Annotated in this window: 18 protein-coding genes; 11 read left to right on the top strand and 7 right to left on the bottom strand. The window is 67.0% G+C overall.

Features of this window, described 5'->3' with window-relative positions; genetic code table 11:
* The first annotated feature begins 67 nt into the window (after positions 1-67).
* The 7 genes from Q8L25_RS18650 to Q8L25_RS18680 all read left to right on the top strand — a co-directional run bounded on the left by Q8L25_RS18650 (position 68) and on the right by Q8L25_RS18680 (position 10,048).
* On the top strand, positions 68-2,806 hold the full coding sequence (locus Q8L25_RS18650; protein ID WP_308920793.1) for an EAL domain-containing protein: 2,739 nt from the start codon (positions 68-70) through the stop codon (positions 2,804-2,806).
* The gene (locus Q8L25_RS18655) at positions 2,803-5,157 is read left to right on the top strand and encodes an FdhF/YdeP family oxidoreductase (protein WP_308920794.1); all 2,355 of its coding nucleotides are present in this window, start codon (positions 2,803-2,805) and stop codon (positions 5,155-5,157) included. The genes Q8L25_RS18650 and Q8L25_RS18655 overlap by 4 nt, the downstream gene beginning before the upstream one ends.
* A 102-nt stretch (positions 5,158-5,259) precedes the next feature.
* Complete coding sequence (locus Q8L25_RS18660) at positions 5,260-6,729, top strand: ATP-binding protein (RefSeq protein ID WP_308920795.1); 1,470 nt, start codon at positions 5,260-5,262, stop codon at positions 6,727-6,729.
* The gene (locus Q8L25_RS18665; protein ID WP_308920796.1) at positions 6,726-7,373 is read left to right on the top strand and encodes a response regulator transcription factor; all 648 of its coding nucleotides are present in this window, start codon (positions 6,726-6,728) and stop codon (positions 7,371-7,373) included. The genes Q8L25_RS18660 and Q8L25_RS18665 overlap by 4 nt, the downstream gene beginning before the upstream one ends.
* Before the next feature lie 195 nt (positions 7,374-7,568).
* Positions 7,569-7,952, top strand: coding sequence for a response regulator (locus Q8L25_RS18670; protein WP_308920797.1), 384 nt, complete (start codon positions 7,569-7,571; stop codon positions 7,950-7,952).
* Between the two features lie 29 nt (positions 7,953-7,981).
* Positions 7,982-9,685, top strand: a complete 1,704-nt coding sequence (locus Q8L25_RS18675) for a bifunctional diguanylate cyclase/phosphodiesterase (RefSeq protein WP_308920798.1) — start codon at positions 7,982-7,984, stop codon at positions 9,683-9,685.
* 21 nt (positions 9,686-9,706) lie between these two features.
* Positions 9,707-10,048 carry a hypothetical protein gene (locus Q8L25_RS18680; RefSeq protein WP_308920799.1) on the top strand — a complete coding sequence of 114 codons (342 nt, stop codon included), beginning with the start codon at positions 9,707-9,709 and terminating at the stop codon, positions 10,046-10,048.
* On the opposite strand, the gene Q8L25_RS18685 is transcribed toward Q8L25_RS18680, so the two are convergent.
* The 3 genes from Q8L25_RS18685 to Q8L25_RS18695 all read right to left on the bottom strand — a co-directional run bounded on the left by Q8L25_RS18685 (position 10,027) and on the right by Q8L25_RS18695 (position 14,542).
* Positions 10,027-11,064, bottom strand: coding sequence for an AraC family transcriptional regulator (locus tag Q8L25_RS18685; RefSeq protein WP_308920800.1), 1,038 nt, complete (start codon positions 11,062-11,064; stop codon positions 10,027-10,029). The two genes, Q8L25_RS18680 and Q8L25_RS18685, sit on opposite strands and share 22 nt — an antisense overlap.
* Positions 11,065-11,190: 126 nt before the next feature.
* Positions 11,191-13,464, bottom strand: coding sequence for a glycoside hydrolase family 3 C-terminal domain-containing protein (locus Q8L25_RS18690; protein ID WP_308920801.1), 2,274 nt, complete (start codon positions 13,462-13,464; stop codon positions 11,191-11,193).
* A gap of 91 nt (positions 13,465-13,555) precedes the next feature.
* Positions 13,556-14,542, bottom strand: coding sequence for a YihY/virulence factor BrkB family protein (locus Q8L25_RS18695; protein ID WP_308920802.1), 987 nt, complete (start codon positions 14,540-14,542; stop codon positions 13,556-13,558).
* A gap of 194 nt (positions 14,543-14,736) precedes the next feature.
* Here Q8L25_RS18695 and Q8L25_RS18700 point away from each other — a divergent pair, with 194 nt between their 5' ends.
* Positions 14,737-16,530, top strand: coding sequence for a YbhB/YbcL family Raf kinase inhibitor-like protein (locus Q8L25_RS18700; protein ID WP_308920803.1), 1,794 nt, complete (start codon positions 14,737-14,739; stop codon positions 16,528-16,530).
* 152 nt (positions 16,531-16,682) lie between these two features.
* The gene (locus tag Q8L25_RS18705) at positions 16,683-17,681 is read left to right on the top strand and encodes an alpha/beta hydrolase (protein ID WP_308920804.1); all 999 of its coding nucleotides are present in this window, start codon (positions 16,683-16,685) and stop codon (positions 17,679-17,681) included.
* On the opposite strand, the gene Q8L25_RS18710 is transcribed toward Q8L25_RS18705, so the two are convergent.
* On the bottom strand, positions 17,665-19,962 hold the full coding sequence (locus tag Q8L25_RS18710; RefSeq protein WP_308920805.1) for an FdhF/YdeP family oxidoreductase: 2,298 nt from the start codon (positions 19,960-19,962) through the stop codon (positions 17,665-17,667). The two genes, Q8L25_RS18705 and Q8L25_RS18710, sit on opposite strands and share 17 nt — an antisense overlap.
* A 114-nt stretch (positions 19,963-20,076) precedes the next feature.
* On the opposite strand from Q8L25_RS18710, the gene Q8L25_RS18715 reads away from it, so the two are divergent.
* Both Q8L25_RS18715 and Q8L25_RS18720 read left to right on the top strand, forming a co-directional pair.
* Entirely contained in the window at positions 20,077-20,739 is a 663-nt protein-coding gene (locus Q8L25_RS18715) for a response regulator transcription factor (protein WP_308920806.1), read from the top strand.
* Positions 20,736-22,043, top strand: coding sequence for an ATP-binding protein (locus Q8L25_RS18720; RefSeq protein ID WP_308920807.1), 1,308 nt, complete (start codon positions 20,736-20,738; stop codon positions 22,041-22,043). Before Q8L25_RS18715 ends, Q8L25_RS18720 begins: the two co-directional genes overlap by 4 nt.
* Here the strand turns inward: Q8L25_RS18720 and Q8L25_RS18725 are convergent.
* The 3 genes from Q8L25_RS18725 to Q8L25_RS18735 all read right to left on the bottom strand — a co-directional run bounded on the left by Q8L25_RS18725 (position 22,037) and on the right by Q8L25_RS18735 (position 25,057).
* Entirely contained in the window at positions 22,037-22,837 is an 801-nt protein-coding gene (locus tag Q8L25_RS18725; protein ID WP_308920808.1) for a hypothetical protein, read from the bottom strand. The two genes, Q8L25_RS18720 and Q8L25_RS18725, sit on opposite strands and share 7 nt — an antisense overlap.
* Before the next feature lie 120 nt (positions 22,838-22,957).
* Positions 22,958-23,836, bottom strand: coding sequence for a LysR family transcriptional regulator (locus Q8L25_RS18730; RefSeq protein WP_308920809.1), 879 nt, complete (start codon positions 23,834-23,836; stop codon positions 22,958-22,960).
* Between the two features lie 15 nt (positions 23,837-23,851).
* Positions 23,852-25,057, bottom strand: a complete 1,206-nt coding sequence (locus Q8L25_RS18735; RefSeq protein ID WP_308920810.1) for an MFS transporter — start codon at positions 25,055-25,057, stop codon at positions 23,852-23,854.
* Positions 25,058-25,091 lie beyond the last annotated feature (34 nt).

Consider the following 25,091-nt stretch of genomic DNA (forward strand, 5'->3'; position numbering starts at 1 on the left):
AAGCTGCCTATAGTGGCCGGCATCGGCAAGCGAGCTGCGTGCCGCGACCACACTCGTGAGGAAAAAAATGATGCCGATTGATCTGTTGCAGCGCCTGCCGCGACCGCGCCGCCGCGGCGCCGAATGGCTGGTGCTGGCCGGGGTGCTGCTGATGAGCGCACTGATGGTGGGTTACTTCATCTGGAGCGAGCGGCGCCTGCTGATCGCCTCCGACATCGAACGCATGCGCATGCAGACGCTGATCATCGATGAAAACCTGCAGCACCAGTTCGAAGGCGTGCGCAATGCGCTCGACAGCGCGCGGCGCGCCTTCCACCCCGGCAGCGGCTGCACGGCGGAGTGCCGGCGCGTGCTGCTGCAGTCGCTCAAGCGCGCCATGCCCGGCGTGCGGGCGCTGGTGGTGGTCGACCGGCGCGGCCATATCGTGCTGTCCGACGATGACTTGCGCGATGCGCGCCTCGACGACCGCCAGTACACGCGCCAGGTGGCCGGCATGCGCTCGCCCGATACCTTGTATTTGTCGCAACCGTATGAAAACACGCCGGGCGTGTTCAATATCAAACTGTCGCTGGCGAGGATGGACGGCGAGGGCAAGGCCGATGGCGCCGCCAGCGCCATCCTCAACCCCGAGTATTTCGACGCCGTGATGCGCTCGGCCCTGTATGCGCCGGACATGAACAGCGCGATCACCGAAGACGGCGGCCGGCGCATCCTGTATGTGCCGGCCGACCCTGCCGCCATGCGCGCGCGCGGCGCACCCGATCCGCTGTTCCTGCGCCACCAGCAAAGCGGGCGCATGCTGACCGTGCTGGAGGGCGAAGCGGCCGGCGGCGAACAGCGGCTGGTGGTCCAGCGCACCATGCGCCTGCACAGCCTGGGCCTGGACAAGACCCTGGTGATCAGCCTGTCGCGATCGACGGCGCGGATCGAAGCGGGCTGGCACAGCCTGGCCTGGACCAGCGCGCTGGCCTGGCTGCTGACCGGCGTGATCGGCGCCGTCGGCCTGGCCCTGGCGCAGCGCCGCCGCCTGGCGCTGGAACAGCTGGCGCAGGCGCGCAACGCGGAAAGGGCGGCCGCCGCCGAGCGGGTCGAGCTGGCGCTGAACGGCGCCAACCTGGGCCTGTGGGAGTGGGACATGCCCAGCGACCTGCGCACGTTTGACGCGCGCGCCGCCGCCATGCTCGGTTATGCGCCGGACGAACTGGCGCTGGCCCACGGCGAATGGCGGGTGCTGATGCATCCCGACGACCTGGCCTTGCTGGACGAGGCGCTGGCGCTGCACCTGGCCGACCGCAGCCGGCCGTACGAGGCGGAATACCGCATGCGCCACCGCAGCGGCCACTGGGTGTGGCTGCAAAGCCGCGGCAAGGTGGTCGACCGCGCCCAGGACGGCACGGCGCTGCGCATGGTCGGCACGCGCATGGACATCAGCGCGCGCAAGCTGGCCGAGGCGGAAATCGCCCACCTGGCGTTTTACGATGGGTTGACGGGGCTGCCGAACCGGCGCTTGCTGCTCGACCGCCTGGGCCATGCGATCGCCCGCTGCGAACGGGGCGGCTGCCACGGCGCGGTGCTGTTCGTCGATCTCGATAACTTCAAGCTGCTCAACGACACCATGGGCCACGACAAGGGCGACCGGCTGCTGGAAATGGTCGCATTCCGCCTGCAGCAGGTGATGCGCGACAGCGACACGGTGGCGCGTTTGGGCGGCGACGAATTCGTGATCCTGCTCGACGACCTGGGCGGCAGCGCGGCGCAGGCGGCGGCGCACGCCGATATCGTGGTCCATAAAATCCTGCAGGCGCTGGGTTTGCCGTATCCGCTGGACGGGCAGGACCTGCGCAGCACGCCCAGCATCGGCATCGTGCTGTTCGGCGAAGGCCATCACACCATCAACGACCTGCTGCGCCAGGCCGACATGGCGATGTACGAAGCCAAGGCGGCCGGGCGCAATACCTACCGCTTTTTCGATCCGCGCATGCAGGCGGCGCTCGATGCCTCGGCCTCGCTGGAAGCGGACTTGCGCTCGGCGCTGGCGCGGCGCGAACTGCTGCTGTACTACCAGCCGGTGGTCGACGCCGATGGCCGCATGACGGGCGCCGAGGCGCTGCTGCGCTGGCGCCATCCACGGCGCGGCATGGTGGCACCGGGCGACTTTATCGCGCAGGCGGAAAAAGCGGGCCTGATCGGCGAGATCGGCGACTGGGTGCTGGAAACGGCGTGCCAGCAGCTGGTCAGCTGGGCCGGCGCACCCGACACGCGCGAGCTGACCATCGCCGTCAACGTCAGCGCGCGCCAGTTCCGCCAAGGCGCGTTTGCCGAGCGGGTGCTGCAGATTATCGCGCGCAGCGGCGCCGATCCGCACCTGCTCAAGCTGGAACTGACCGAAAGCATGCTGCTGGCCGATGTCGAGGACGTGATCGCCAAGATGACCTTGTTGAAATCGCGCGGCGTGGGCTTTTCGCTGGACGACTTCGGCACCGGCTATTCCTCGCTCAGCTACCTCAAACGCCTGCCGATCGACCAGCTGAAGATCGACCGCTCCTTCGTGCACGACATGCTGCATACGCCGCATGCGTCGACCATCGTGCGCAGCATCGTCACCCTGGCCCACAGCATGGGCTTGCAGGTGGTGGCCGAAGGCGTGGAAAACACGCAGCAGTGGGACAGCCTGCGCCAGATCGGCTGCGCCGGCCTGCAAGGCTATCTGTTCGGCCGCGCCGTGCCCGTGCAGGAGCTGTTCAAGCACCCGGCGCCGCCAATTGCGTTACCATGCATTCGACCACCCGAAGAGGTTCTGCCATGAGCAAACAAGACCAACCGATCGGCAAGATCGCCCCCTACACCCACGCCGCCGCCGGCTGGGACGCCCTGCGCTATGTGGCCCAGGGCATGCTGCGCGAGCGCGTGCCACCGGCAGGCATCGGCGCCTTGCTGGCGCAAAACCAGCCCGATGGTTTCGATTGCCCCGGCTGCGCCTGGCCCGACCGCGCCCATGCGTCGACCTTTGAATTTTGCGAAAACGGCGCCAAGGCGGTGGCGGCCGAGGCGACTTCACGCCGCGTTACCAGTGACTTTTTTGCGCGCCATACGGTGGCCGAGCTGCTGCGCCAGTCCGACTTCGAGCTGGAACAGCACGGCCGCCTGACGCAGCCGATGGTCTACGACGCCGCCAGCGACCGCTACGTGCCGATCTCCTGGGATGACGCCTTCGAGGTGGTCGCCTGCGAGCTCAATGCGCTCGACGATCCGGACCAGGCGGCGTTCTACACCTCGGGGCGCGCCAGCAACGAGGCGGCGTTCCTGTACCAGCTGTTTGCGCGCGCCTACGGCACCAACAATTTTCCCGATTGCTCGAACATGTGCCATGAAGCGACCAGCCGCGGCCTGCCGCCGGTGGTCGGCGCCGGCAAGGGCACGGTCACCCTGGACGATTTCGAGCACGCCGACGCCATCCTGATCTTCGGCCAGAACCCCGCCACCAACCACCCGCGCATGCTGGGCGAGCTGCGCGCCTGCGCCAAACGGGGCGCCACCATCGTCTCAATCAATCCGCTGCGCGAACGGGGATTGCAGCGCTTCACCGACCCGCAGGCGATGGGCGAAATGCTGACCGGTGGCAGCACCAGGATCGCCTCGCTGTTTATCCAGCCGCGCCTGGGCGGCGATTTTGCCCTGATCAAGGGCGTGGCCAAGCGCCTGCTGGAAATGGACGACGTGGCGGCATTGAAGGGCACGCACCGGCTGCTGGATCTGGATTTTATTGCGTCGCATGCGGCGTTTTTCGAGGCCTTCGCAAACGACCTGCGCAGCGAAGCGTGGGAGCTGCTGGTGGCGGAATCGGGCGTGCCGCAGGCGCAGATCGCGCAGCTGGCCGACATCTATGCGCGCAGCGAACGGGTGATCGCCACCTGGGGCATGGGCATCACTCAGCACAAGCACGCGGTGGCCACCATCCAGATGCTGAGCAATTTGATGCTAATGCGTGGCAATATCGGCCGGCCCGGCGCCGGCCTGTGCCCGGTGCGCGGCCACTCGAATGTGCAGGGCGACCGCACGGTGGGCATCGAGGAGCAGCCAACCGCCGCCTTCCTGGACCGGCTGCAACAGGTCTACGGTTTCGAGCCGCCGCGCCACCATGGCCACGACGTGGTGGCGACGATTGCCGCCATGGAGCAGGGCACAGTGAAAGTATTTATCGGGCTGGGCGGCAATTTTGCCGTCGCCACGCCCGACACGCCGCGCACCTTTGCGGCCTTGCGCTCATGCGCCTTGACGGTGCAGGTAATCACCAAGCTCAATCGCAGCGCGCTGGTGCACGGCCGCGCCGCGCTGATCCTGCCGACCCTGGGCCGTACCGAAATCGACCTGCAGCAGGGCGTGGCGCAGGGCGTGACGGTAGAGGACTCGATGAGCATGGTGCACATATCCTATGGGCGCAATGCGCCGGCGTCAAAACAGTTGCTGTCGGAAGTGGCGATCGTGTCGCGCATGGCCGAAGCGACCCTGGGCAGCGGCACGGGGCAGGGTAGCCCCGGCCGCCATGGCTTGCCGTGGCCCGCCTGGCGCAACGATTACGCCCTGATCCGCGACGAGATCGAAAAAGTGTTCGACGATTTCCATGACTACAACCAGCGCATCGCCGTGCCGGGCGGCTTTCACCTGACGGTGGCGCCGCGCCACCGCACCTGGCATACGGCCAGCGGCAAGGCGCAGTTTGCCGTGCATGCGGTGCCGCGCGACACGCCGATTTCACGCGCGCGCGAGCGTCATGGCGAACGCCTGCTGGTGATGATGACGACCCGCTCGCACGACCAGTACAACACCACCATCTACGCGCTCGACGATCGCTACCGGGGCGTGTTCGGCATGCGCCGCGTGATCTTCATCCACCCCGACGATATCGCCATGCTGGGCATGCAGGCGGGCGACTGGGTCGATGTACGCAGCAGCTGGGACGACGGCGTCGAGCGCCGCGCGGACGGCTTCATGCTGGTGGCCTACGATATTCCGCGCGGCTGCGTGGCGGCGTATTATCCCGAGACGAATGCGCTGGTGCCCCTGGACAGCGTGGCCGACGGCGCCGGCACGCCCACCTCGAAATCGATTCCGGTGCTGTTGTTTCCTGGTCGCATGCCGGAAGGGGGCGGACGCTAGGGATTTATTGCATGCCGGCCGCATAAAACTATACTTTCGTATAGCGCACTTATCTTTCTTGCCATATTACAATGCCGGTCAAGAAGCTACGAAAGGTCAGGCATGGCACGTATTCCCGGCAGTCCCTTACTCTCCCTCCTGCTGGTCGGCGTGACCCTGCTGATTTTTGCGGTCGATGCGTTTACCGAACTCGATGTCGCCATCGCCGTCATGTACGTGGTGGTGGTGCTGCTGTCGGCCAGCGTCTGGGCGCGCCGCGGCGTGATCCTGACCACCGTGCTGTGCATGGCGCTGACCCTGCTGGCCTATGGCCTGATCCATGTGTCGATCTTTTCCGGCCCCGCTTCGGGTCGGCTGATGGTCAGCCTGGCGGCGATCGGCATCACCGCCTTTCTGGCGCTGACGGGCCAGGCCGCCACCGAACGGCTGCTGGCGCGCGAGCAGGCGCTGCGCCGCAGCGAAGCCTTCCTGGCCGGTACCCAGCGCATCAGCAAGACGGGCAGCTTCAGCTTCACGGCGCCCGAGGCCCGCCTGTACTGGTCGGACGAGGCGGCGCGCATCTACGGCTACCCCACCTGCCAGGCACCCACCGTCGAGATGCTGCTGGAACGCACCATGCCCGAAGACCGCCCGCTGGTGCGCGCGGCCATAGCCCAGGTGATGCGCTGCGAGGGCGAACTCGATGTGCGCCACCGTTTGCAGCTGCCCGACGGCAAAATAAAGTATGTGCACGTGCTGGCCCAGCCCACTTACGACCAGGCCGGCCGCTGCGAATACCTGGGCGCGCTGATGGACGTGACGGCCTCGGTGCTGGCCGAGCAGGCGCTGCACGAATCGCAGGTGCAGCTGGCCCACGTGACGCGCGTGACCATGCTGGGCGAACTGGCGGCCTCGATCGCGCATGAGGTGAACCAGCCGCTGGCGGCGATCGCCACCAACGGCGAAGCGAGCCTGCGCTGGCTGAACCGCCCGCAGCCGAACCTGGACGAAGCGTGCGCGGCGATCGGCAGCCTGCTCGAAGCGAGCCGGCGCGCCACCGAAGTGATACAGCGCATCCGTGCGCTGGCGCGGCGCAGCGACCCCTATCATCTGCCGCTCGACTTCAATGCGGTGGCCGAGGAAGCGGCCGCGCTGGTGCGTCGCGAGCTGGCCAGCCACGCCGTCAGCCTGAAGCTCGACCTGGCGCCGGGCCTGCCGCCAGTGCGCGGCGACAAGGTGCAATTGCTGCAAGTGCTGATCAACCTGATGATGAACGCCATGCAGGCGATGCAGGACTGCGCGCCAGGCCAGGCCTCGCTGCTGCTGCGCACGTCCCTCGATGCGAACGCGGATGGCGCGGTGCAGTGCCATGTCACCGACAGTGGGCCCGGCATCTCCACCGAACACCTGCCGCACCTGTTCGAGGCATTTTTCAGCACCAAGGCCGACGGCATGGGCATGGGCCTGCCGATCTGCCGCTCCATCGTCGAAACCCACGGCGGACGCATCTGGGCCCGCAGCACGCCGGGCCTGGGTGCGACCCTGTCGCTGTCGCTGCCATCGGCCGCCAGCTTTGCCACGGAGGGCGCATGAGCGGCGCCAGCATGACCGAGGCGCCGCCAGGCCTTGTGCATATCGTCGACGACGACGGGCTGCTCCGCGCCGCGATTTCCAGCCTGTTGCGTTCCAGCGGCCTGGCGGTGGCCGATTACGCCTCGGTGGCGCAGTTCCTGGCCCAGCCGCGCGCCGAAGTGGCCAGCTGCCTGCTGCTCGATGTGCGCTTGCAGGGGGTGTCTGGCCTCGACTTCCAGGCCGACCTCAATCGCGACGGCGCGCACCTGCCCATCATCTTCATGACCGGCCACGGCGACATACCGATGTCGGTGCGCGCGATGAAGGCGGGCGCCCTCGATTTCCTGGCCAAGCCCTTCCGCGACCAGGACCTGCTGGACGCCGTCAACCTGGCCCTGGCCGCCGACCGCGAACGGCGCGCACGCGAACAGGCCGCGCAGGGCTTGCACGACTGCTATGCCAGCCTGACCCCGCGCGAGCGCGAAATCATGGCGCTGGCCGCCAGCGGCCTGATGAACAAGCAGATCGCCGGCGAACTGGGTACCAGCGAAATCACCGTCAAGATCCACCGCGGCAACGCCATGCGCAAGATGCAGGCGCGCACCTTTGCCGACCTGGTAAGGATGGCGGAGGCGCTGGGGATCGATACGGCCAGACAAAAGTAGGTGGCAGGTCGGATCAGGCCTGAAAGGCCGTAATCCGACAATATTGCTGACGCCAACAATGTTGTCGGATTACGCGGCGCTGCGCGCCACTAATCCGACCTGCGGTCCGCGCGGCGGCAGCCCTATACCCTTGTATGATTTCGCGCGCGCGCCACGCCCTGTACAGTTCTCCCATACGTTATCAGGGAGTAAGCAGTGACCGAATCCGATCCATCGAGTTTTCATATCGCCATCGTCGATGACCATGAATCCGTGCGCGGCGCGCTGGCCAGCCTGCTGCGCTCGTATGGCTACCTGACCACCTGTTTCGATTCCGCCGAAAGCCTGCTGGCCGGCGCGCCGCTGGACAGCTACCAGTGCATCGTCAGCGACCTGCAAATGCCGGGCATGAGCGGCATCGACCTGCTGGAGCAATTGCGCCGCCAGGGCAGCGAAACGCCCCTGATCATGATCACGGCGTTTCCCGAGCCGGCCGTGCGCCTGCGCGTGCTGCAGTCGGGCGCCTCGTGCTTTCTGAGCAAGCCGTTTCAATCGAACGACCTGGTGCGCTGCATCCGCCAGGCCTGCAACGCGCTATAACGTCCGCGTCACCACGCCAGGAACCCGCCATGCGTACTGTCTTCCACCATACCGCCGCCTCGCTGCCGCTGTCCGGTTTTCATCCGTTTGTGCGCCGCCTGGCCGCGCTGCTGCGCCTGGGCGTGCAGCGCGTCAGGCAACTGCGCCTGCCGTTTGCGCGCTGGTCGGTGTATGCCCTGCTGATGCTGGTGATCGCCGCCAGTATCGGCTTGTCGGTGGTGATGGAGCGCGCCAGCAGCGGCATACGCAACAGCATCGGCCCCTTGCTGGAACAAACGCAGGCCAGCGAAGGAGGGCGGCAGGCGATCCATGCGGACGGCGCGGCGGCCGAGAAAAATGCCATGGGCATTACGCGGCTGGTGCACCTGTTCGACCTGCTGGCGCTGCTGAGCAGCGGCTTCTTGCTGTACCACGTGCGCGCCCGCTACCGGGTCGAGCAGCAGCTGGCGCACCAGGCCGGCCATGATCCGCTCACCGGGCTGGCGCACCGGCGCTCGTTCGAAACGCGCTTGCGCGGCCTGCCGGCCAGGCCGCACGCGGTGGTGCTCGGTACCATCGACCGCTTTACGCGCATCGTCGGCGGCCTGGGGCACAGCTTTGGCGACCACATGATCGTGGGGCTGTTGGGGCGCATGCGCCAGGCCGCCGAGTGCAGCGGCGGCGAAGTGTACCGGCTCGACGGCGCCAATTTCGCCATCCTGTACCAGTGGCCGCGCGAAAGCGCCGAATTCGAGGCGGCCGTGTCGGCCCTGCGCGACGAGGTGGGCGTGCCCTACAGCTGGCAGGGCCATGAAATCTTCACCAGCCTGAGCCTGGGCGCCGTCAGCTACCCGCTGCATGGCCGCGAACCGGAAGGGCTGCTGCGCAATGCCGACGCGGCGCTGCAGCTGGCCCGCCGCGCCGGCGGCGACACCCTGGTGCATTACTCCGAAGAGATCAACGCCCAGGCCGCCCAGCGCATCGCCACCGAGGCGGCCCTGCGTCATGCCGTCGAACGGGGCGAGCTGGAACTGCATTACCAGCCGCAGCAGGCGCTCGGCGACGACGCGCTGGTGGGGTTCGAAGCGCTGCTGCGCTGGCGCCGCGACGGTGCACTGGTCGCCCCCGACCAGTTCATTCCCCTGGCCGAAGAGTCAGGGCTGATCGTGCCGATCGGCGACTGGGTGCTGGAAGCCGCGTGCCGCCAGCTGCAGGCCTGGCAGGAGCAGGGCCTGGCCGTGCCGGTGGCCGTCAATATCTCGCCGCGCCAGTTCGCCGCACCGGGCTTTTTGTCGCACCTGGAAACGCTGCTGGCCACCAGCGGTGTCAAACCAGCGCTGCTGGAGCTTGAAATCACCGAAGGCGTGGTGATGGAAGACGCGGAGGCCGCGATTGCCTTGCTCAAGCGGCTGCGCGCCCTGGGCCTGCGCCTGGCCATCGACGACTTCGGCACCGGCTATTCCAGCCTGGCCTACCTCTCCCGCTTCCCCATCGACAAGCTCAAGATCGACCAGTCCTTCGTGCGCAATATGGCCAGCGTCGGCGAACAGCGCGCCATCGTGCAGGCCACCATCGGCCTGGGCCACAGCCTGGGCCTGTCGGTGATCGCCGAAGGGGTGGAAACGGACGAGCAGCGCAGCCTGCTGTGCGGCTGGCAGTGCGACCAGATACAGGGCTATTACTACAGCAGGCCATTGCCGGCAGCGGCGGCGACGGCATTTTTACAAGGCTGCCTTCAACGGCATGCCGCTTGAACCATGAAAGGGACAGACACCATGAACATGCAATCGACATCGTTCGACCTGGACGACAACCACGATGAAAAGATCGAAGTGGCCCGCATCCGCATCGGCCGGCAGAACCATCAAAGCGCCGTGCTGGGCGCCTTTCGCGAAGCCGACCGCCTGCTGGGATCGTGGGTGCATGGCGCCGGCGACCAGGTCGACATCGATTTCGAAGTGACCTTCAACGACGGCTATGTCTTCAAGGGCCGCTACGAATTCTGGCGCAAGTCGCGCCGCCGCCCGTCGCTCACGCGCCACGTGTATGAATCGTTCCTGGCCCTGTGGCAGGGCGGCGGCAGCGACATGTCGCGCTATGCGGTCAGCACGGCCTGAGTGCGCCGGTAGTGCGAGGGCGTGCTGCCGCCATGCCCTGAAAAGAAACGCGAAAACGCCGACGGCGAGGAAAACCCCAGCAGATCGCTGATCTCGGAGACGCTCAGGCCAGGCTGGCGCAGCAGGCGCCGCGCTTCGGCCAGGCGCACGCCGGCCAGGATGGCCTGGAAATTGGTGGATTCCTTGTGCAGGCGCCGGTGCAGCCCGGAACGCGTGATGGCCATGTCCGCGCAGACCAGCGCCAGTGGCTGCGACTGCGCCACGCCGTCGTGCTGCCTGAGCAGCTGCGTCAGCCGGTCTTCCAGCTGCATCGAGAATGAATGTGCCGCGTTCAGGCCGCGCAACTCCAGCCTGGCCTGGCCGCGCAGGATCCGGTAGCTGACCGGATTGTGCAGGGGGTAGGGCGCGTCCGCCAGCGCGGTGGAAAAGCGCAGGCGGTTGGCTCCCTGGCCGAAGCTGACGGTAAACGGCCCCAGTTCGGTCAGCTGCGCGATGCTGGAAAACGCCTTGCCCGTCAGTTCGATCGCCATATGCTGCTGGGTGTCCATCGTGTACTGGCGCACCAGTTTGCTGATCAGCAGCAGATTGCCAAACGCGCTGACGGCGCGCCGGCCTTCGCCTTCGAGTGTGTATTCCCACACGAAATCGTCGCCCGCGCGCCGCATGCCCAGCTGGTCGACATTGCCGATCAGCGTGCGCAATTGCAGGTAGTCGTCAAAGGCGGCCGACAAGCTGGGGGCATTGGTCACCACGCCCAGCACGGTGCTCAGCGGCGCGAACAGCGGGGCCCCCAGCTCGCCGTGAAAGACGTGGCCGGGCATCCAGCCCTGCTCCGTCAGGTTCAGCATGGCGATATGCTTGGCGCCGGCGATGCGGCCATTGAGCTGCGTCGTTTCAAGCTGGGCGATGCCGGTCAGCTTGCGGAACTCGTCCGGCCCGATGCCGCGGCTGGCCGCGCCGCGCAAGCTGAGCTGCGCCAGCACGTTCGATACGGTTTTTGGCTGGAAGATGACCATGCCTGTCTCCTTGCCGGTGACATGCAGCGCGCAAGCCCCGGAGTATTATTGTGGTGGTGTCCGGCGCAGGCCGGACAACGCCATCATAATCCACCGGGGCCGGCGCGGGCCGCTAGCGGGGGCGCGCTAGCGCGACAGCGGCAGCAGCCGGCCGCGCAGCTCCACGCTGCTGCCGGCCGCCTGTTTGTCGCGCGAAGAGCCGCCGATGGCCAGTGTGAATTTCCCGTCCGGCAGCCGCCACTGCTTTGCCGCCACATCCCAGATGGCCAGCCGCTCGGCTTTGGCGGTCACGCTGACGATCTTGCTTTCGCCCGGCGCCAGCGTCACCTTCTGCCAGCCGACCAGGCGCTGCGGCGGCTCGCCGGCCGCCGCCGGCAAGGTCGCATACACCTGCGCCACTTCCGCGCCGGCCACCTTGCCGGTATTGGCCAGCGTGAAGCTGACCGTCAGGTTGCCGGCCGCATCGACGCTGCTGCTGGCGCCCGTATACGCAAAGCGCGTATATGACAGGCCGTGGCCAAACGGGAACAGCGGTTCGATATTGTGCGCGTCGTACCAGCGGTAGCCGACCAGCAGGCCTTCGCTGTAGCGCACATCGTTATCGGTGGCCGAGATGGTTTTCTGCGGCACGTCCGCGTCGCTTTTCGGGAACGTGACAGGCAGCTTGGCCGACGGGTTGACGTCGCCAAACAGCACATTGGCGATCGCCTGGCCACCCTTGACGCCCGGGTACCATGCCGCCAGCACGGCATGGGTGCTGGCGATCCACGGCATGGTGACGGCCGTGCCGTTTTCCAGCACCACGATGCTGCGTTTGGCGCGCGCGGCGACGGCGGCGATCAGGGCGTTCTGGTCATAGGCCTGGTTGGCGCGGTCGGTGACGGCGTCGGGCAGGCTCAGCGAGGGCAGGTCGCCGGCCTCGGTCTGCCATTGCGTGGCAAACACGATGGCCACGTCGGCATTGGCCGCGGCCTGCGCGGCGGCCGCACGGTCGGAACCGTCCAAGTAGGTCACCACGGCGCGCGGCGCTTTGGCGCGGATCGCGTCCAGCGGTGACGATTTGTACCAGACGGCGCAGGCCGTCACCTGGCCGCCTATCATGCCGTTCGGGTCCAGGCAGGCGACGGCATTGCCATCGCGCGGCGGCGTGCCGGCCGCGCCGCCGCCGGACAGCACGGCGACATCGGCATGGCCGCCGATCACCACGATGCTGTTGATGGCGGCGGCGTCCAGCGGCAAGGCCGGTGCGGACGCCGCCGCTGGCGTATCGTTCTTCAGCAGCACCATCGACTGTTCGGCCACCTTGCGCGCCACGCTGTCGCCCAGCGCCTGGTCGATCTTGCCGGCTGGCGTGGCGGGCGAATCGTGGATGCCCAGGCTGATCACGGTGCGCAGCCGGCGTTTTACCATATCGTCCAGGCGCGCCATGCTGACCGTGCCGGCCTGCACCGCGGCCTTGAGTTTCTGGTTCAGATGGCTTTTCACGCCAAAGAACCCGACGTCGTCATCGACCGAGCCGGCCTGCTCCTCATCGAGTCCCGCATTGACCGACTTGACGGTATCGGTAATCGCCTGGAACCAGTCCGACTGGACCTTGCCCCTGAAGCCCCATTCGTTCTTCAGCACATCGGTCAGCAGGTATTTGCTCTCGCAGGATTTGTCGCCATTGACCAGGTTATAGGCGCACATGACGTTGCCTGGCTGGCCTTCCTTGACGCCGATTTCAAACGGCAGCATATGCAGTTCACGCAAGCTGCGTTCATCGACGATCGAATTGGAGGTAAAACGGTTGGTTTCCTGGTCGTTGGCGACATAGTGCTTGATGGTGGCCACCACCTTTTCCGACTGCGTGCCCAGCGTGCGGGCGACGATCATATTGCCTGCCAACACAGGGTCCTCTCCCGAATATTCGAAGGTGCGGCCATTGCGCAATTCGCGCGCCAGGTTGACGCCGCCGCCCAGCCCTTCGGTATAGCCCAGTGTGCGCAATTCTTTGGCGATATGGGCGCCGTATTCGCGCGCCAGCGCCGTATCCCAGCTGGCGGCCAGCGCAATGCCCGACGGCAGTGGCGTGGCGCCATTGTCGACCGCCGTCAAGGCATTGCCGTTCAGTTTGAGTTGGCTGACCCCGGTCGATGAATCGGCTGCGTAATAGTCGGCGATGCCCAGGCGCGCGATGCCCGGAATATAGCCGGCGCCGCCCAGCGGACCCACGCCGATGCCGGTGCCGTGCACCAGCTGGATTTTTTCGTCCAGCGTCATGGCGGCCACCAGTTGGCTGGCGCGGGTGTCGGCCGATGCGGTGGTGTCGCCGGCGGGCGTGGTCTCGCTGCTGCCGCAGCCGGTAATCAGCGTGGCGCAGGCGGCCGCCACCATGCATGAAAGCATAGTCTGTTTCATTTTGTCTCCTTGATGATTGTTATCACGTGCTGTCTTGCGCAGCCGTGTTTTTTTGGAGATAAAACGATAGCATTGCCACAATCAGCAGGCTTTACCTGGCGTTGCCTGGCTTGACCTGCGGTGGCGTGATGGCGCCTTTGTGCCGCCGGCTACCCAAAGTCATCGCATATTCATGAGTAAACAAGGCGCCAAAGAAGAAGATCTGCGCCGAATAATAGATCCAGGTGATCAGCGCGACGATGGAGCCGGCCGCGCCGTAGGCGTTGCCGAAGTCGCCGTGGCCCAGGTACAGGCCGATCAGCACCTTGCCGCCCATAAACAGGATGGCCGTCAGGATGGCGCCGACGATCACGTCGCCCCAGGCGATCGGCGTGGCCGGCAGGTATTTGTAGATAAACGCGAAGATGACGGTGACGATCACCATCGACAGGCCGGACAGCGCATATTGCAGCAGCTTGCCCGGATCGGTCGGATCGACCCAGCTGCCTTGCAGCGCGGCCAGGCCCGCGTTGACGGCCAGGGTCATCATCAGCATCAGGGCCAGCACCAGCAAGAGGCCGAACGACAGGATGCGCTCTTTCAGGAACAGCCACACGCCCGATCCTTCCGACGGCGGGATCTGCCACAGTTCGTCGAGGCTTTCCTTCAGTTCCGCAAACGCGCTGGTGGCGGTCACCAGCACGATCACGCCGGAGATGATGCTGGCGGCCAGGCCCTCGTCCGCGCGCTTGGCGCCGGCGATGATGGCCTTCAGGGCGTCGCCGCCCTGGGCGCCGGTCAGGCCGCCCAGTTCCGTCAGCAGGGCCGTGCGCACGGCTTCTTCGTCAAAGAAGATGCTGGCCAGCGCCACCACCAGGATCAGCATGGGCGCCAGCGAAAACAGCACATACAAGGTCAGGGCGGCGCCCTTGCTGGAAGCACGCCGGCCCAGCCAGGCTTCGGCGGCGGCGCGCGCCATCTGCGCCAGTGCGTACAGATAGGATGACCAGCCGCCCTGTTTGACGCGGCTGGCGATGGTGGCCCTGCGGTCGGCCACGCCATCGTGTGCATCGTGTTGCTGGGGAGTGGTAGTTTCCAAAGGGGCAGTTCCTATAGCAAGTCATCAAGGTGGATCGTGATGCCACGTTGCGCTTTTCATACGCTTTCTTCGGTGCGCGTGCGCACGCAAGGGCAAAATCAGGCAGGCACGGCATTGATGTGCGCTCGGTTAGGTGCCGTACAGAGCAGGGCAGGGCGCGGCCCGACACTTGCAGTTCACACAAGAGGCCAACCATGCGAACTTCCTTCACCCTTGCCATGCCTGCCATCCTCGGCGCCATCGCTTTGTGGTCCCACCCGGCACACGCCCAGCAGGGCGACGGCACCCATGTCGGTATCGCCGCCGCCATCGTCAAGCCCGACAAGGTCGAGGCCACGCCTGAACGCGTGGCCGGCGTCAAGGCGCCGCCCGGCTTTGCCGTCTCGGTGTTTGACTCGGGCCTGAAAAATATCCGCATCGTCGCGGTGGCGCCTGACGGCACGATTTACGTCAGCCGGCGCGACCAGGGCGATGTCCTGATGTTCAAGGATGCCGATGGCGATGGCCGACCCGATGCCGCTCCCGTGACCGTGGCCAGCCGCGCCGGCGCGCATGGCCTGGCGATCCGCGACGGCAAGCTGTACCTGGCCACCGTCAAGGAGGTGTTCGTGGCCGATATCCTGCCGGACGGGCGCCTGTCGCCATTGAAACTGATTATCGGCGACCTGCCCGACGCGGGCCAGCATCCGAACCGCACGCTGGCCTTTGGCCCGGACGGCATGCTGTATATCAGCGCCGGTTCGACCTGCAATACCTGCAATGAAAGCAATCCGGAAAACGCCACCTTGCTGCGCGCGTCGCCCGACGGCAAGCAGCGCAGTATCTTTGCCTCTGGCCTGCGCAACATGATCGGCTTCGACTGGCAGCCGCGCACCGGCGAACTGTGGGGCATGGACCACGGCATCGATTTCCTCGGCGACGACGACCAGCAGGAAGAACTGAACAAGATCGAACTGGGCAAGCAGTACGGCTGGCCGCACGTGTATGGCGCCGGCAGCATCTACCCGCAAAGCACGCCCGTCGGCGATATCAGCAAGGAAGAGTGGAAGGCGCGCAGCACGCCGATGGAGCTCGGCTACACGGCCCACGCGGCGCCGATGCAACTGCTGTTCTATCGCGGCGCGAACTTCCCGGCCGAATACCAGGGCGACGCCTTCGTCACCATGCGCGGCTCGTGGAACCGCAGCACGCCCTCCGGCTATGAAATCGTGCGCGTGCGCTTTGCCGATGGCCAGGCAAAATCGATCGAACCCTTCGTCGGCAGCTTCCTGACGGACGGCGGCAAGACCCATATCGCGCGTCCGGTAGGCCTGGCGATGGCCAAAGACGGTTCGCTGCTGATGGCGGACGACGCCAATGGCGTGCTGTATCGGATCGCCTACACCGGCAACGCGGCGCGCGGCGCCATGCTGCCAGCCGCTCCCGCCGCGCCGATGCAGCAGCAGGCGGCGCAGGGCACGAACGTGCCGCTGGCGCTGGTGCGTCCCGAAAGTGTCGGCGGTGGCAAGCTGGCGGTCAGCAGCAATGCCTTTGCCAGCAACGCCATGCTGGCCGCCAAGTACAGCGAGTATGCGGATGGCGTGTCGCCGCCGCTGTCCTGGTCGGCCGTCGCGGGCGCCAAATCCTATGTCATCATCATGGAAGACCCGGACGCGCCGCAAAAGCCGTTCGTGCACTGGCTGGCCTGGAATATTTCGGCCACCGTCACCAGCCTGCCCGAAGGACTGCAGGAGCAGCCGCGCCTGACCGAACCGGAAGGCGTGCTGCAGGGGCGCACCACGCGCGGCTCGACCGGTTACTACGGTCCGCGTCCGCCGGTGGGCGATCCGGCCCATCATTATCACTTCCAGGTGTTTGCGCTCGACACGGTGCTGTCGCTGCCGTTCGGTTCCGACCGCGACCAGCTGCTCAAGGCGATGCAGGGCCATGTGCTGGCCAAGGGCGAGCTGATGGGCCGCTACAAGCAGGTGCAGCCGCCGCTCAAGTAACATTTTCACAGCGTCTCCTGGTCTGGACACCCCAGACCGTTGGCCGTCACGGCAAGATCGCCGTGACGGTTTTTTTTCGTGTCCTTCTGGCGAACAGCCACTCGTGGCGGGACTTGCTAGAGTAGAGGTTTTTACCGAGATCAGGAGGCTGCATGCCTTTGTCAGAAAGCGGCCAGGCCGCTGCCATGGTATTTGATGCATCCACGCTGGCGCAGGCGCGCCGGTTCAACCGCCAGCTGGGCCGGGCGCCGCGTTTTCGCATCCGCAACCGCGTGATTCCCGTGCTGATCCAGTCGCTGCTGCACCTGTCGCAGCTGATGGGCGCGCGCAAGCTGGCGCGCGCGGGTATCCGCGCCGAGCGGCGCGTAGTGCACTCCGATGGCATCAATGTGCCGGTACGCATCCTGCAGGGCCTGCGTCCGGCACGAGCCGTGGTGCTCGACTTTCACGGCGGCGGCTGGGTGATCGGCAATGCGCAGATGAACGATGAGCTGAACCTGGCTACCATCGAAGCCTGCGATGTGGCGGTGGTGTCGGTCGACTACCGGCTGATGCCGTCCCACACCTTGCAGGACATGCTGGACGACTGCCTGGCGGCCGCGCGCTGGCTTTTGGAGACCCAGTTTGCGGGTCTCCCCATTTTTGTGGTGGGTGAATCGGCCGGCGGCCACCTGGCGGCAGCGACCCTGCTGCGGCTCAAGCAGTGGCCCGAGCTGCTGGCCCGCGTCAAGGGCGCGGTGCTGTATTACGGCGTGTACGACCTGGCCGGCACACCCAGCGTGCGCGCGGCCGGGCCGGATACCTTGTTGCTGCACGGTCCCAGCATGGCCGCTTCGATGCGCATGCTGACGCCTGGCCTGGATGAAGCGGAGCAGCGCTTGCCGCCGCTGTCGCCGTTGTACGGCGCGCTGGACGGCATGCCGCCGGCCTTGATGATCGCGGGCGAGCGCGATCCGCTGCGCGACGACACGGTGCTGATGGCGCGGCGCTGGGGCGAAGTGGCCGAGGTGGAAGTGCACTTGCCGCCGGAAGCGGCGCATGGGTTTATCCGCTTTCCCATCGCGCTGGCGCGTCAGGTACAGGCGCGCACGCATGCATGGCTCAATGAACGTATCAATGCGCGGATCGCCGCCGTCAGGCAGCCGCCTTGACCAGTCTCACTGCAATCGATTTCCCCGCCGGCACCATGCTCTCCACCGCATGGTGGGCCAGCGGCAGCAGCGGATTGCACTCGGGATAGTAGCCGGCGATGCAGCCGGGCGGCACGTCGTAGCCCACCAGCCGCAGGCCATTGACGCGGCGCTCGATGCCGTCCGGCGCCACGCCATGCACGTCGACCAGCGCGCCTTCGGCAAACCCGAGGCGGATGATGTCGATGGCATTGACCAGCAGCACGCGCCGGCCGCCATAGATGCCGCGGAAACGGTCGTCTTCATTGTAGATGGTGGTATTGAACTGGCTGTCGCTGCGGATGGTAAACATGCGCAGCACATCGTCGCGCGGGCTGGCCTGGTCCGGGTCTTCCAGCAGGGTTGCCGGCGTGATGAAATTGGCCAGGCCATTCGGTGTTTTCCATACGCGCTGGGCGGCGGGCACGGGACGGCGAAAACCACCGGGCTGCCACATGCGCGCGTTGAAGTCATGAAAAATCTCGGGATAGGTCTCGGCGATCGCGTTGCGCACTTCGGCATAGTCGGCCACCCAGGCATCCCACGGCGCCAGCGCAAAGCGTTCGGGCGGCAGCATGGCGCGCGCCAGGGCAGCCACGATGGCCGGTTCCGAGCGCAGGGTGTCGGCCGCCGGTTCGGCGCGGCCGCGCGAGCCGTGCATGCAGCCGGTGCTGTCTTCGACCGAGACGGCCTGCTCGCCGCTGGCCTGGCGGTCTATCTCGATGCGGCCCAGGCAGGGCAGCAAATACGATACCGCGCCCGGCACCAGGTGGCTGCGATTGAGCTTGGTGGCGATCTGCACCGACAGGCGCAGCTTGCCCCAGGCCGGTTCCAGCACGTCCGTGTCGGGCGCGGCGCGCAGGAAATTGCCGCCCAGGCTGATAAAGGCCTTTACAGACCCGTCCAGCAGTCCTTCGCAGGCGGTGACGGTGTTGAGGCCTTTGTGGCGTGGCGGCTCGAAGCCATATTGTTTTTTCAGTTGGGCTAGCGGCGCCAGTTCCGGCTTTTCCGTGATGCCCACCGTGCGCTGGCCCTGCACGTTCGAGTGGCCGCGCACGGGGCAGATGCCGGCGCCCGGCTTGCCGATATTGCCGCGCAAAAGCAGGAAATTCGACAGCATCTGCACGTTCTGCACGCCGTGGCGGTGCTGGGTCAGGCCCATGCCGAAGATGCCGATCACGCGTTCGGCCCTGGCATAGGTCTGTGCCGCCGTTTCCAGATCGGCGCGGCCCAGGCTTGACTCGCGTTCGATATCGAGCCAGGAGGTGGCGCGCGCCGCGCCGGCGAAATCGTCGAAACCCGAGGTGTGCCCGGCCAAAAAAGGCGCATCGAGCACGCGCGCATTGCCAGCGGCCTGCGCCGCGTCGTCCGCTTCGATCAGCGCCTTGCACAGCCCCATCAGTGCCGCACTGTCGCCGCCCGCTTTCACCTGCAGATACTGGGTGGTGATCTGTGTTTCGGCGGGAGTGAGCATGTCGGCCGGCGACTGCGGATTGGCAAAGTGCAGCAGGCCCGTCTCGCGCAGCGGATTGAAGGTGATCACCGGAATGCCACGCTTGCGCGCTTCCTGCAGCTGGTGCAGCATGCGCGGGCTGTTGGTGCCCACGTTCTGCCCGAAAAAAAAGATGCAGTCGGCCTGTTCGAAGTCGTCCAGCACCACGGTGCCGATCGGCACACCGATGGTCTTCGGCAGCGCCACCGAGGTGCTTTCGTGGCACATATTGGAGCTGTCGGGCAGGTTGTTATTGCCGTACATGCGCGCGGCCAGCTGGTACATATACGACGTTTCCAGCGAGGCGCGCCCGGAACTGTAGAACACCACGCTGCCCGGCGCCATCGGGCGCAGTTCCGCGCCGATTGCCGCAAACGCCGCATCCCAGCTGGTTTCCACATAACGGTCGCTGGCCGGGTCCCAGCGCAGCGGCACCGTCAGCCTGCCCACGCTTTCCAGTTCATGGTCGCTCCAGGTGCGCAGTTCGGCCAGGGTATGCTGGCTGAAAAAATCGGCGCCGATTTTCTTGCTGGTGATTTCCCAGGCCGTGGCCTTGGCGCCGCTTTCGCAAAATTCGAACGGATGCGGATTGGCCGGCTTGGCCCAGGCGCAGCCGACGCAGGCATAGCCTTCGGTCTTGTTCTGGTGCAGCATCAGGCCGCCGCCCTTGAACAGCACGCCTTCGGTCAGCAGCGCGGCGCCCACCTCCTTGACGGAACCCCAGCCGCCGGCAGGGTGGGGGTAGGGATCGGTATGGCTGGCATTCGTCATGGCGGGCTCCGCAGTGTTGGTTATCCAGTGCACGGTACGTGCGATTGCGGCCCGCCTCTGTGCTGCGCCTAACAGTCAGGGTAAGATGGCGTACTGTCAAAGAGGAGTATCCGGGTGCGATTGCTGCTGGTGGAAGATGATCCGATGATCGGCGAGAGCCTGGTCGATGGCCTGCGTGGCGAAAGCTATGCGGTGGACTGGGTGCGCGACGGCCGCGAGGCGCAGCTGGCGCTCGACGGTTTCGAGTATGACCTGATGCTGCTCGACCTGGGCCTGCCCGGCCTGCAGGGCATGGACGTGCTGCGCGCGGCGCGCAAGCGCGGGGCCGACCTGCCGGTGCTGATCATCACGGCGCGCGACGGCACGCCGGCCCGCGTCGAAGGCCTCGATGCGGGCGCCGACGATTACCTGGTCAAGCCGTTCGACCTCGACGAACTGCTGGCCCGCCTGCGCGCCTTGCTGCGCCGGCGCAGCGGCCATACGCGCTCGGTGATCGAGCATGGCGGCGTGACGCTGGACCTGGCCAGCCATGAAGCGAGCTTTCATGGCGTGCCCGTCAAGCTGGCGCGGCGCGAGTTTTCCGTGCTGCGCGCCTTGCTCGACAATCCAGGCAAGGTGATCACCAAGAGCCAGTTCGAGGAAAAACTGTACGGCTGGGACAGCGAAGTGGAAAGCAACACCGTCGACGTGTATATCTACCAGCTGCGCAAGAAGTTCGGCGCCGACCTGATCCAGACCGTGCGCGGCGTCGGCTACAAGATCCGGGTGGCGCCATGACCAGCATTCGCCACCGCCTGTTGCTGGGCCTCCTGGGCGCGACCCTGCTGTGCGTGCTGGGGGCCGGCGCCTCGCTGTACTTTTCGCTGCTGGAAGAAACCAATGAGGTGGGCGACCTTCAACTGCGCCAGCTGGCGGTGGCCGTTCCCGGTGAATTCGCGCCCGATACGGGCCGCCCGTCGCCGCAGGACCCGGAAGAAGCGTTCGTGCTGCAGTCGTGGGACGAGCGCGGCGCGCTGCTGTATGCGGCCGCCGGCAAGCCACAATTGCCGCGCTATGTGCTGGACGGCTTTACCCGGGTGAAGGTGAACGGCCTGCGCTGGCGCCTGTATGGCGAAACGCGGCGCGGCCGCTATGTGCAGGTGGCGCAGACCATGAATGTGCGGCGCCACCTGGCGCTCAGCATGGCCTGGCGCGCCGGCTCGCCGCTGCTGGCATTCGCCCTGATGCTGGCGCTGGTGATCGTGGTGGTGGTGCGGCGCGCGCTGCAGCCGCTGGACCGCCTGGCCGACAGCGTGGCCGGGCGCTCGCCCGATGCGCTGACACCGTTGGCGATGCAGCAGATGCCGCCCGAACTGCGGCCGGTGGTGCTGGCACTGAATGGCCTGATGCGCAAATTCGACGAGGCGATCACGGCCCAGCGCACCTTTGTCGCCGACGCGGCGCACGAACTGCGCTCGCCGCTGACGGCATTGAAATTGCAGCTGCAGGTGGCCGAACGGGCCACCAGCGACGCGGCGCGCAGCGTGGCGTTGAAAAAACTGCACGACCGGCTCGACCGCAGCACCCACCTGGTGCGCCAGTTGCTGAGCCTGGCCCGCCACGAAGCGGCGCTGGCGCCGGGCCAGCTGCGCACGGTCGACCTGGGCCAGCTGCTGGCCGGCGCCGTGGCCGACCATGGCGCGCTGGCCGACAGCCGCGAGATCGACCTGGGTGTGGTGGCGCCGGCGCAAGTGCTGGTCGAGGCCGATCCCGACGGCTTGCAGGTGCTGCTCAATAACCTGGTCGACAATGCCCTGCGCTACACGCAGCCGGGCGGCACGGTGGACCTGGAAGCGGCGCGCGTCGACGGGCGCGCCATGCTGCGCGTGCGCGACAACGGCCCCGGCGTGCCGGAAGAGCATCGCGCGCGCCTGTTCGACCGTTTTTATCGCCCCGACGGCCACGATGCCTGGGGCTGCGGCCTGGGTCTGTCCATCGTGCGCAATATCGCCGACCATCACCAGGCCGGCATCGAACTGGCCGAGAGCGGCGAGGGCAGGGGGCTGTGCGTGACGGTGTGGTTTGCGCCGCCGGCTCAATAATCCTTGCAAACGGCCTCGTCGAAGGCCGGATAGCCGGCGCTCGGCAGCTTGTTCATCCACAGGCGCAGGAAGTCGCGCGCATCGGGCCGCACCGCATACTGGCCATCGTCGATCAGGATGGTTTCCAGGCGGCTCAGTTCCCGGCACGTCAGGCGCGGCTCCTGCATCGCCAGCAGCATCGCCAGGATTTCCGGCATCACCTGCGCCGGCTGGTCGCCGTGCCTCAGCTCATTGTAGCGGCGGTTATATTCGGCCCTGGCATAGGCGCTGAAATCGGGCCGGAAGCCGAAGGCGACGGGGTCGTCGTACAGCGCATACACCAGCGGAAAATAGCGTGGCCCCGTCATGCCGGGAAAGACGTCGCGCCGCATCACCATGCCGCGCGCGCGGCCATCGCGCCGGATCACCAGGGGCCCGCTGCCGTCCTGCAGGTCGAGGGTGGCCATTTCCAGCGCCGCGCCCACCTGGCGAAACACTTTATACGTCGTATGCCGGCCACCCAGGGTGCCGCATAGCGCCACCAGCTGCGGCGTGAGCTGGCTGACCGCCGCGATCTCGCCGCAGCCGGCCTGCAAGGGTGTCTCTTCGGAGTAGACTTCATGTCCGTCGGCGCGCAGCACGCTGATGCGGCCCAGCGGCTGGCCGTGCAGATCGCCCGGCCCGTTTTCGACGCGCGGCTCGAAGCGGAACACGCGGGCGGTGTCGCCGTTGCCGGTCTGCAGCTGGGCGGCCAGGCAGCTGGTGCTGGCCAGTGCGGTCAAGAAAAGGAAGGGCAGGCGAAGATGGCACAGCATACGCAGATTGTGAGTTGGTTAGAAGAAACAAAATGGTAGCATAATCAATATGCATTGTTGCAATGATTTATTGCTAACTTCGACGGCCGGCGACGGCATGCCCGGCGTCTTTTGCGGCAATCAGGGATGCGCTGCGCCCAGTGCCGCGTGGATGGCGCCGAACAGCGGCTCTTGCGCGCGGCTGGCCAGGTGGGCGAACAGCTGGCTGACGGCCGGATGGGCCACGCACAGCAGGTCGACTTCGCCCAGGCGCTGCGCGTCGAGCGCCGTGTCGCCATGCAGCAGGCCGATGCCCAGGCGCTGCGCCAGCATCGGGCGCATCACGCTTTCGCGGTCGATGCTGATGATGCGGCGCGGGCGGAACCGGTGGGCCTGGAACAGCTGCTCGGCGGCACCGCCGCAGCACAGGCTGGCCGGCGCGAAGATCCACGGCAGTTCGCCCAGGGCGGCCCAGTCCAGCGGTGCGCGCGGGTCGACCATGCCGGCCGGCGCGGCCAGGTAGATGGGAAAGCGCGCCATTTCGCGCGTGGCCAGGTCGTCGCCCGGCGTGCCTGCTTCGTTGTAGAAGCCGGCGTCCAGCACGCCGCTGCGGATGGCGGCCAGGGTGGCGCCGGAGCTGCCGTATTCCAGCGACACTTCCACCTCCGGATGCTGTTCGGCGAAGCGCCGCAGCAGCCTGCCGATCAGCGCCGTGTCCGATTGCCCGCCGACGCCGATGCGCAACCGGCCGGCCAGCCGGCCTTTCAGCATGGCCGCTTCATCGATCAGCGCGCGGTGGCTGGCGATGGTGTGCTCGGCCATGGCCAGGATGCGCTGGCCGTGGCCGGTCAGGCGCATGCCGCGCGCCGTGCGTTCGAACAGGGCCAGGCCCAGGTATTCCTCCATGCCCTTGATGTGGGCGCTGACGGCGGGCTGGCTCAGGAACAGGCGTTCGGCGGCGCGCGTGATGCTGCCTACACGCGCCACGCAGGCAAAGGTTTTCAGGTGCAGGATATCCATGCGTCCATGGTAGCGTCATTTGCCGCGCCGTGCGATCGCCAGCGCGGAGATCAGCACGATGGCCGCCACCGCAAACGCGGCGTGCATGCCGCGCGTGACGGCGTCGCCCGGCGCCGTCGTCACGTCGCCGCCCGCGGCCAGGGTGAACACGCCGGCCATCAGCGAGGCGCCCGCCACCAGGCCCAGGTTGCGCGACAGGCTCATCCAGCCGGCCACGCCGCCGCGCCGGTCCGGCGCCACGCCCGTCATCATGGCCGTGTTATTGGCCGCCTGGAACAGCGCGTAGCCCGCCGTCAGCAGCACCAGCGGCAAGGCATACGCGGCCACGCCCAGGCTGGCCGGCAGCAGCGCCAACGCCAGGCAGGCCAGCGCCGCGCACAGCAAGCCGGCCTTGAGCATGCGGTACGCGCCATGGCGGTCGACCAGGCGCCCGGCCGGCACGCCGCACAGGGCGGCGGCCAGCGGCCCCAGCGCCAGCACCAGCCCGCTCACGGCGCTGTCCAGTTGCAGGCCGCGCGCCAGGTAGAACGGCCCCACCACAAGCGTCGTCATCATGACGGCCGAGACCAGCGCGCTGGCGAGCAGGCCCGCCGCCAGCGCGGGTGCGGTGCGCAGGACCAGGCGCGGCGGCGGCAAGCCCGGCGCTTGCCTGTCCTCGGGCAGGTAGCGCCACGCCAGCAGCAGCGCCAGGCCGGCTAGCGGCAGATTGATCAGGAACAGCGACGGCCAGCCGTAACGGGCCAGCAACAGGCCGCCCAGCGCCGGCCCCAGGGTGGTGCCCAGGGCCGACATGCTGCCCAGCAGGCCCATCGCACTGCCCGCACGCCGCTGGCTGACGGCGCCGGCCGCCATCGCCATGGCCAGCGCCAGCATGACGGCCGCGCCGGCGCCCTGCGCGATGCGCGCGGCCACCAGCAGCGGCAAGTTGGGCGCCAGCGCGCACAGCAGCGAGGCGATGGCGAACACGGCGATGCCCGCCAGCAGCAAACGGCGCCGGCCCAGCCGGTCGCCCAGGCGGCCGGCGTAGACGGACAGGGCGGTCACGGCCAGCAGGTAGGCCAGCACCACCCACTGCACCTGGCTGAAAGGCGCCTGCAGGCTGGTGGCGATCGCCGGCACGCCGATATTGGCGATGCTGGCGCCCAGCGCCGGCAGCAGCGTGGCCAGCGACAGGGCGGCCAGCGCGCCGCGCGCGGCGGGTGTCACGGTAGAAGTGTGCATGAGGTATCCATCGGAAAGATGGCCTACCTTACGC

The organism is Janthinobacterium sp. J1-1 (assembly GCF_030944405.1).
GTDB lineage: Bacteria > Pseudomonadota > Gammaproteobacteria > Burkholderiales > Burkholderiaceae_D > Janthinobacterium.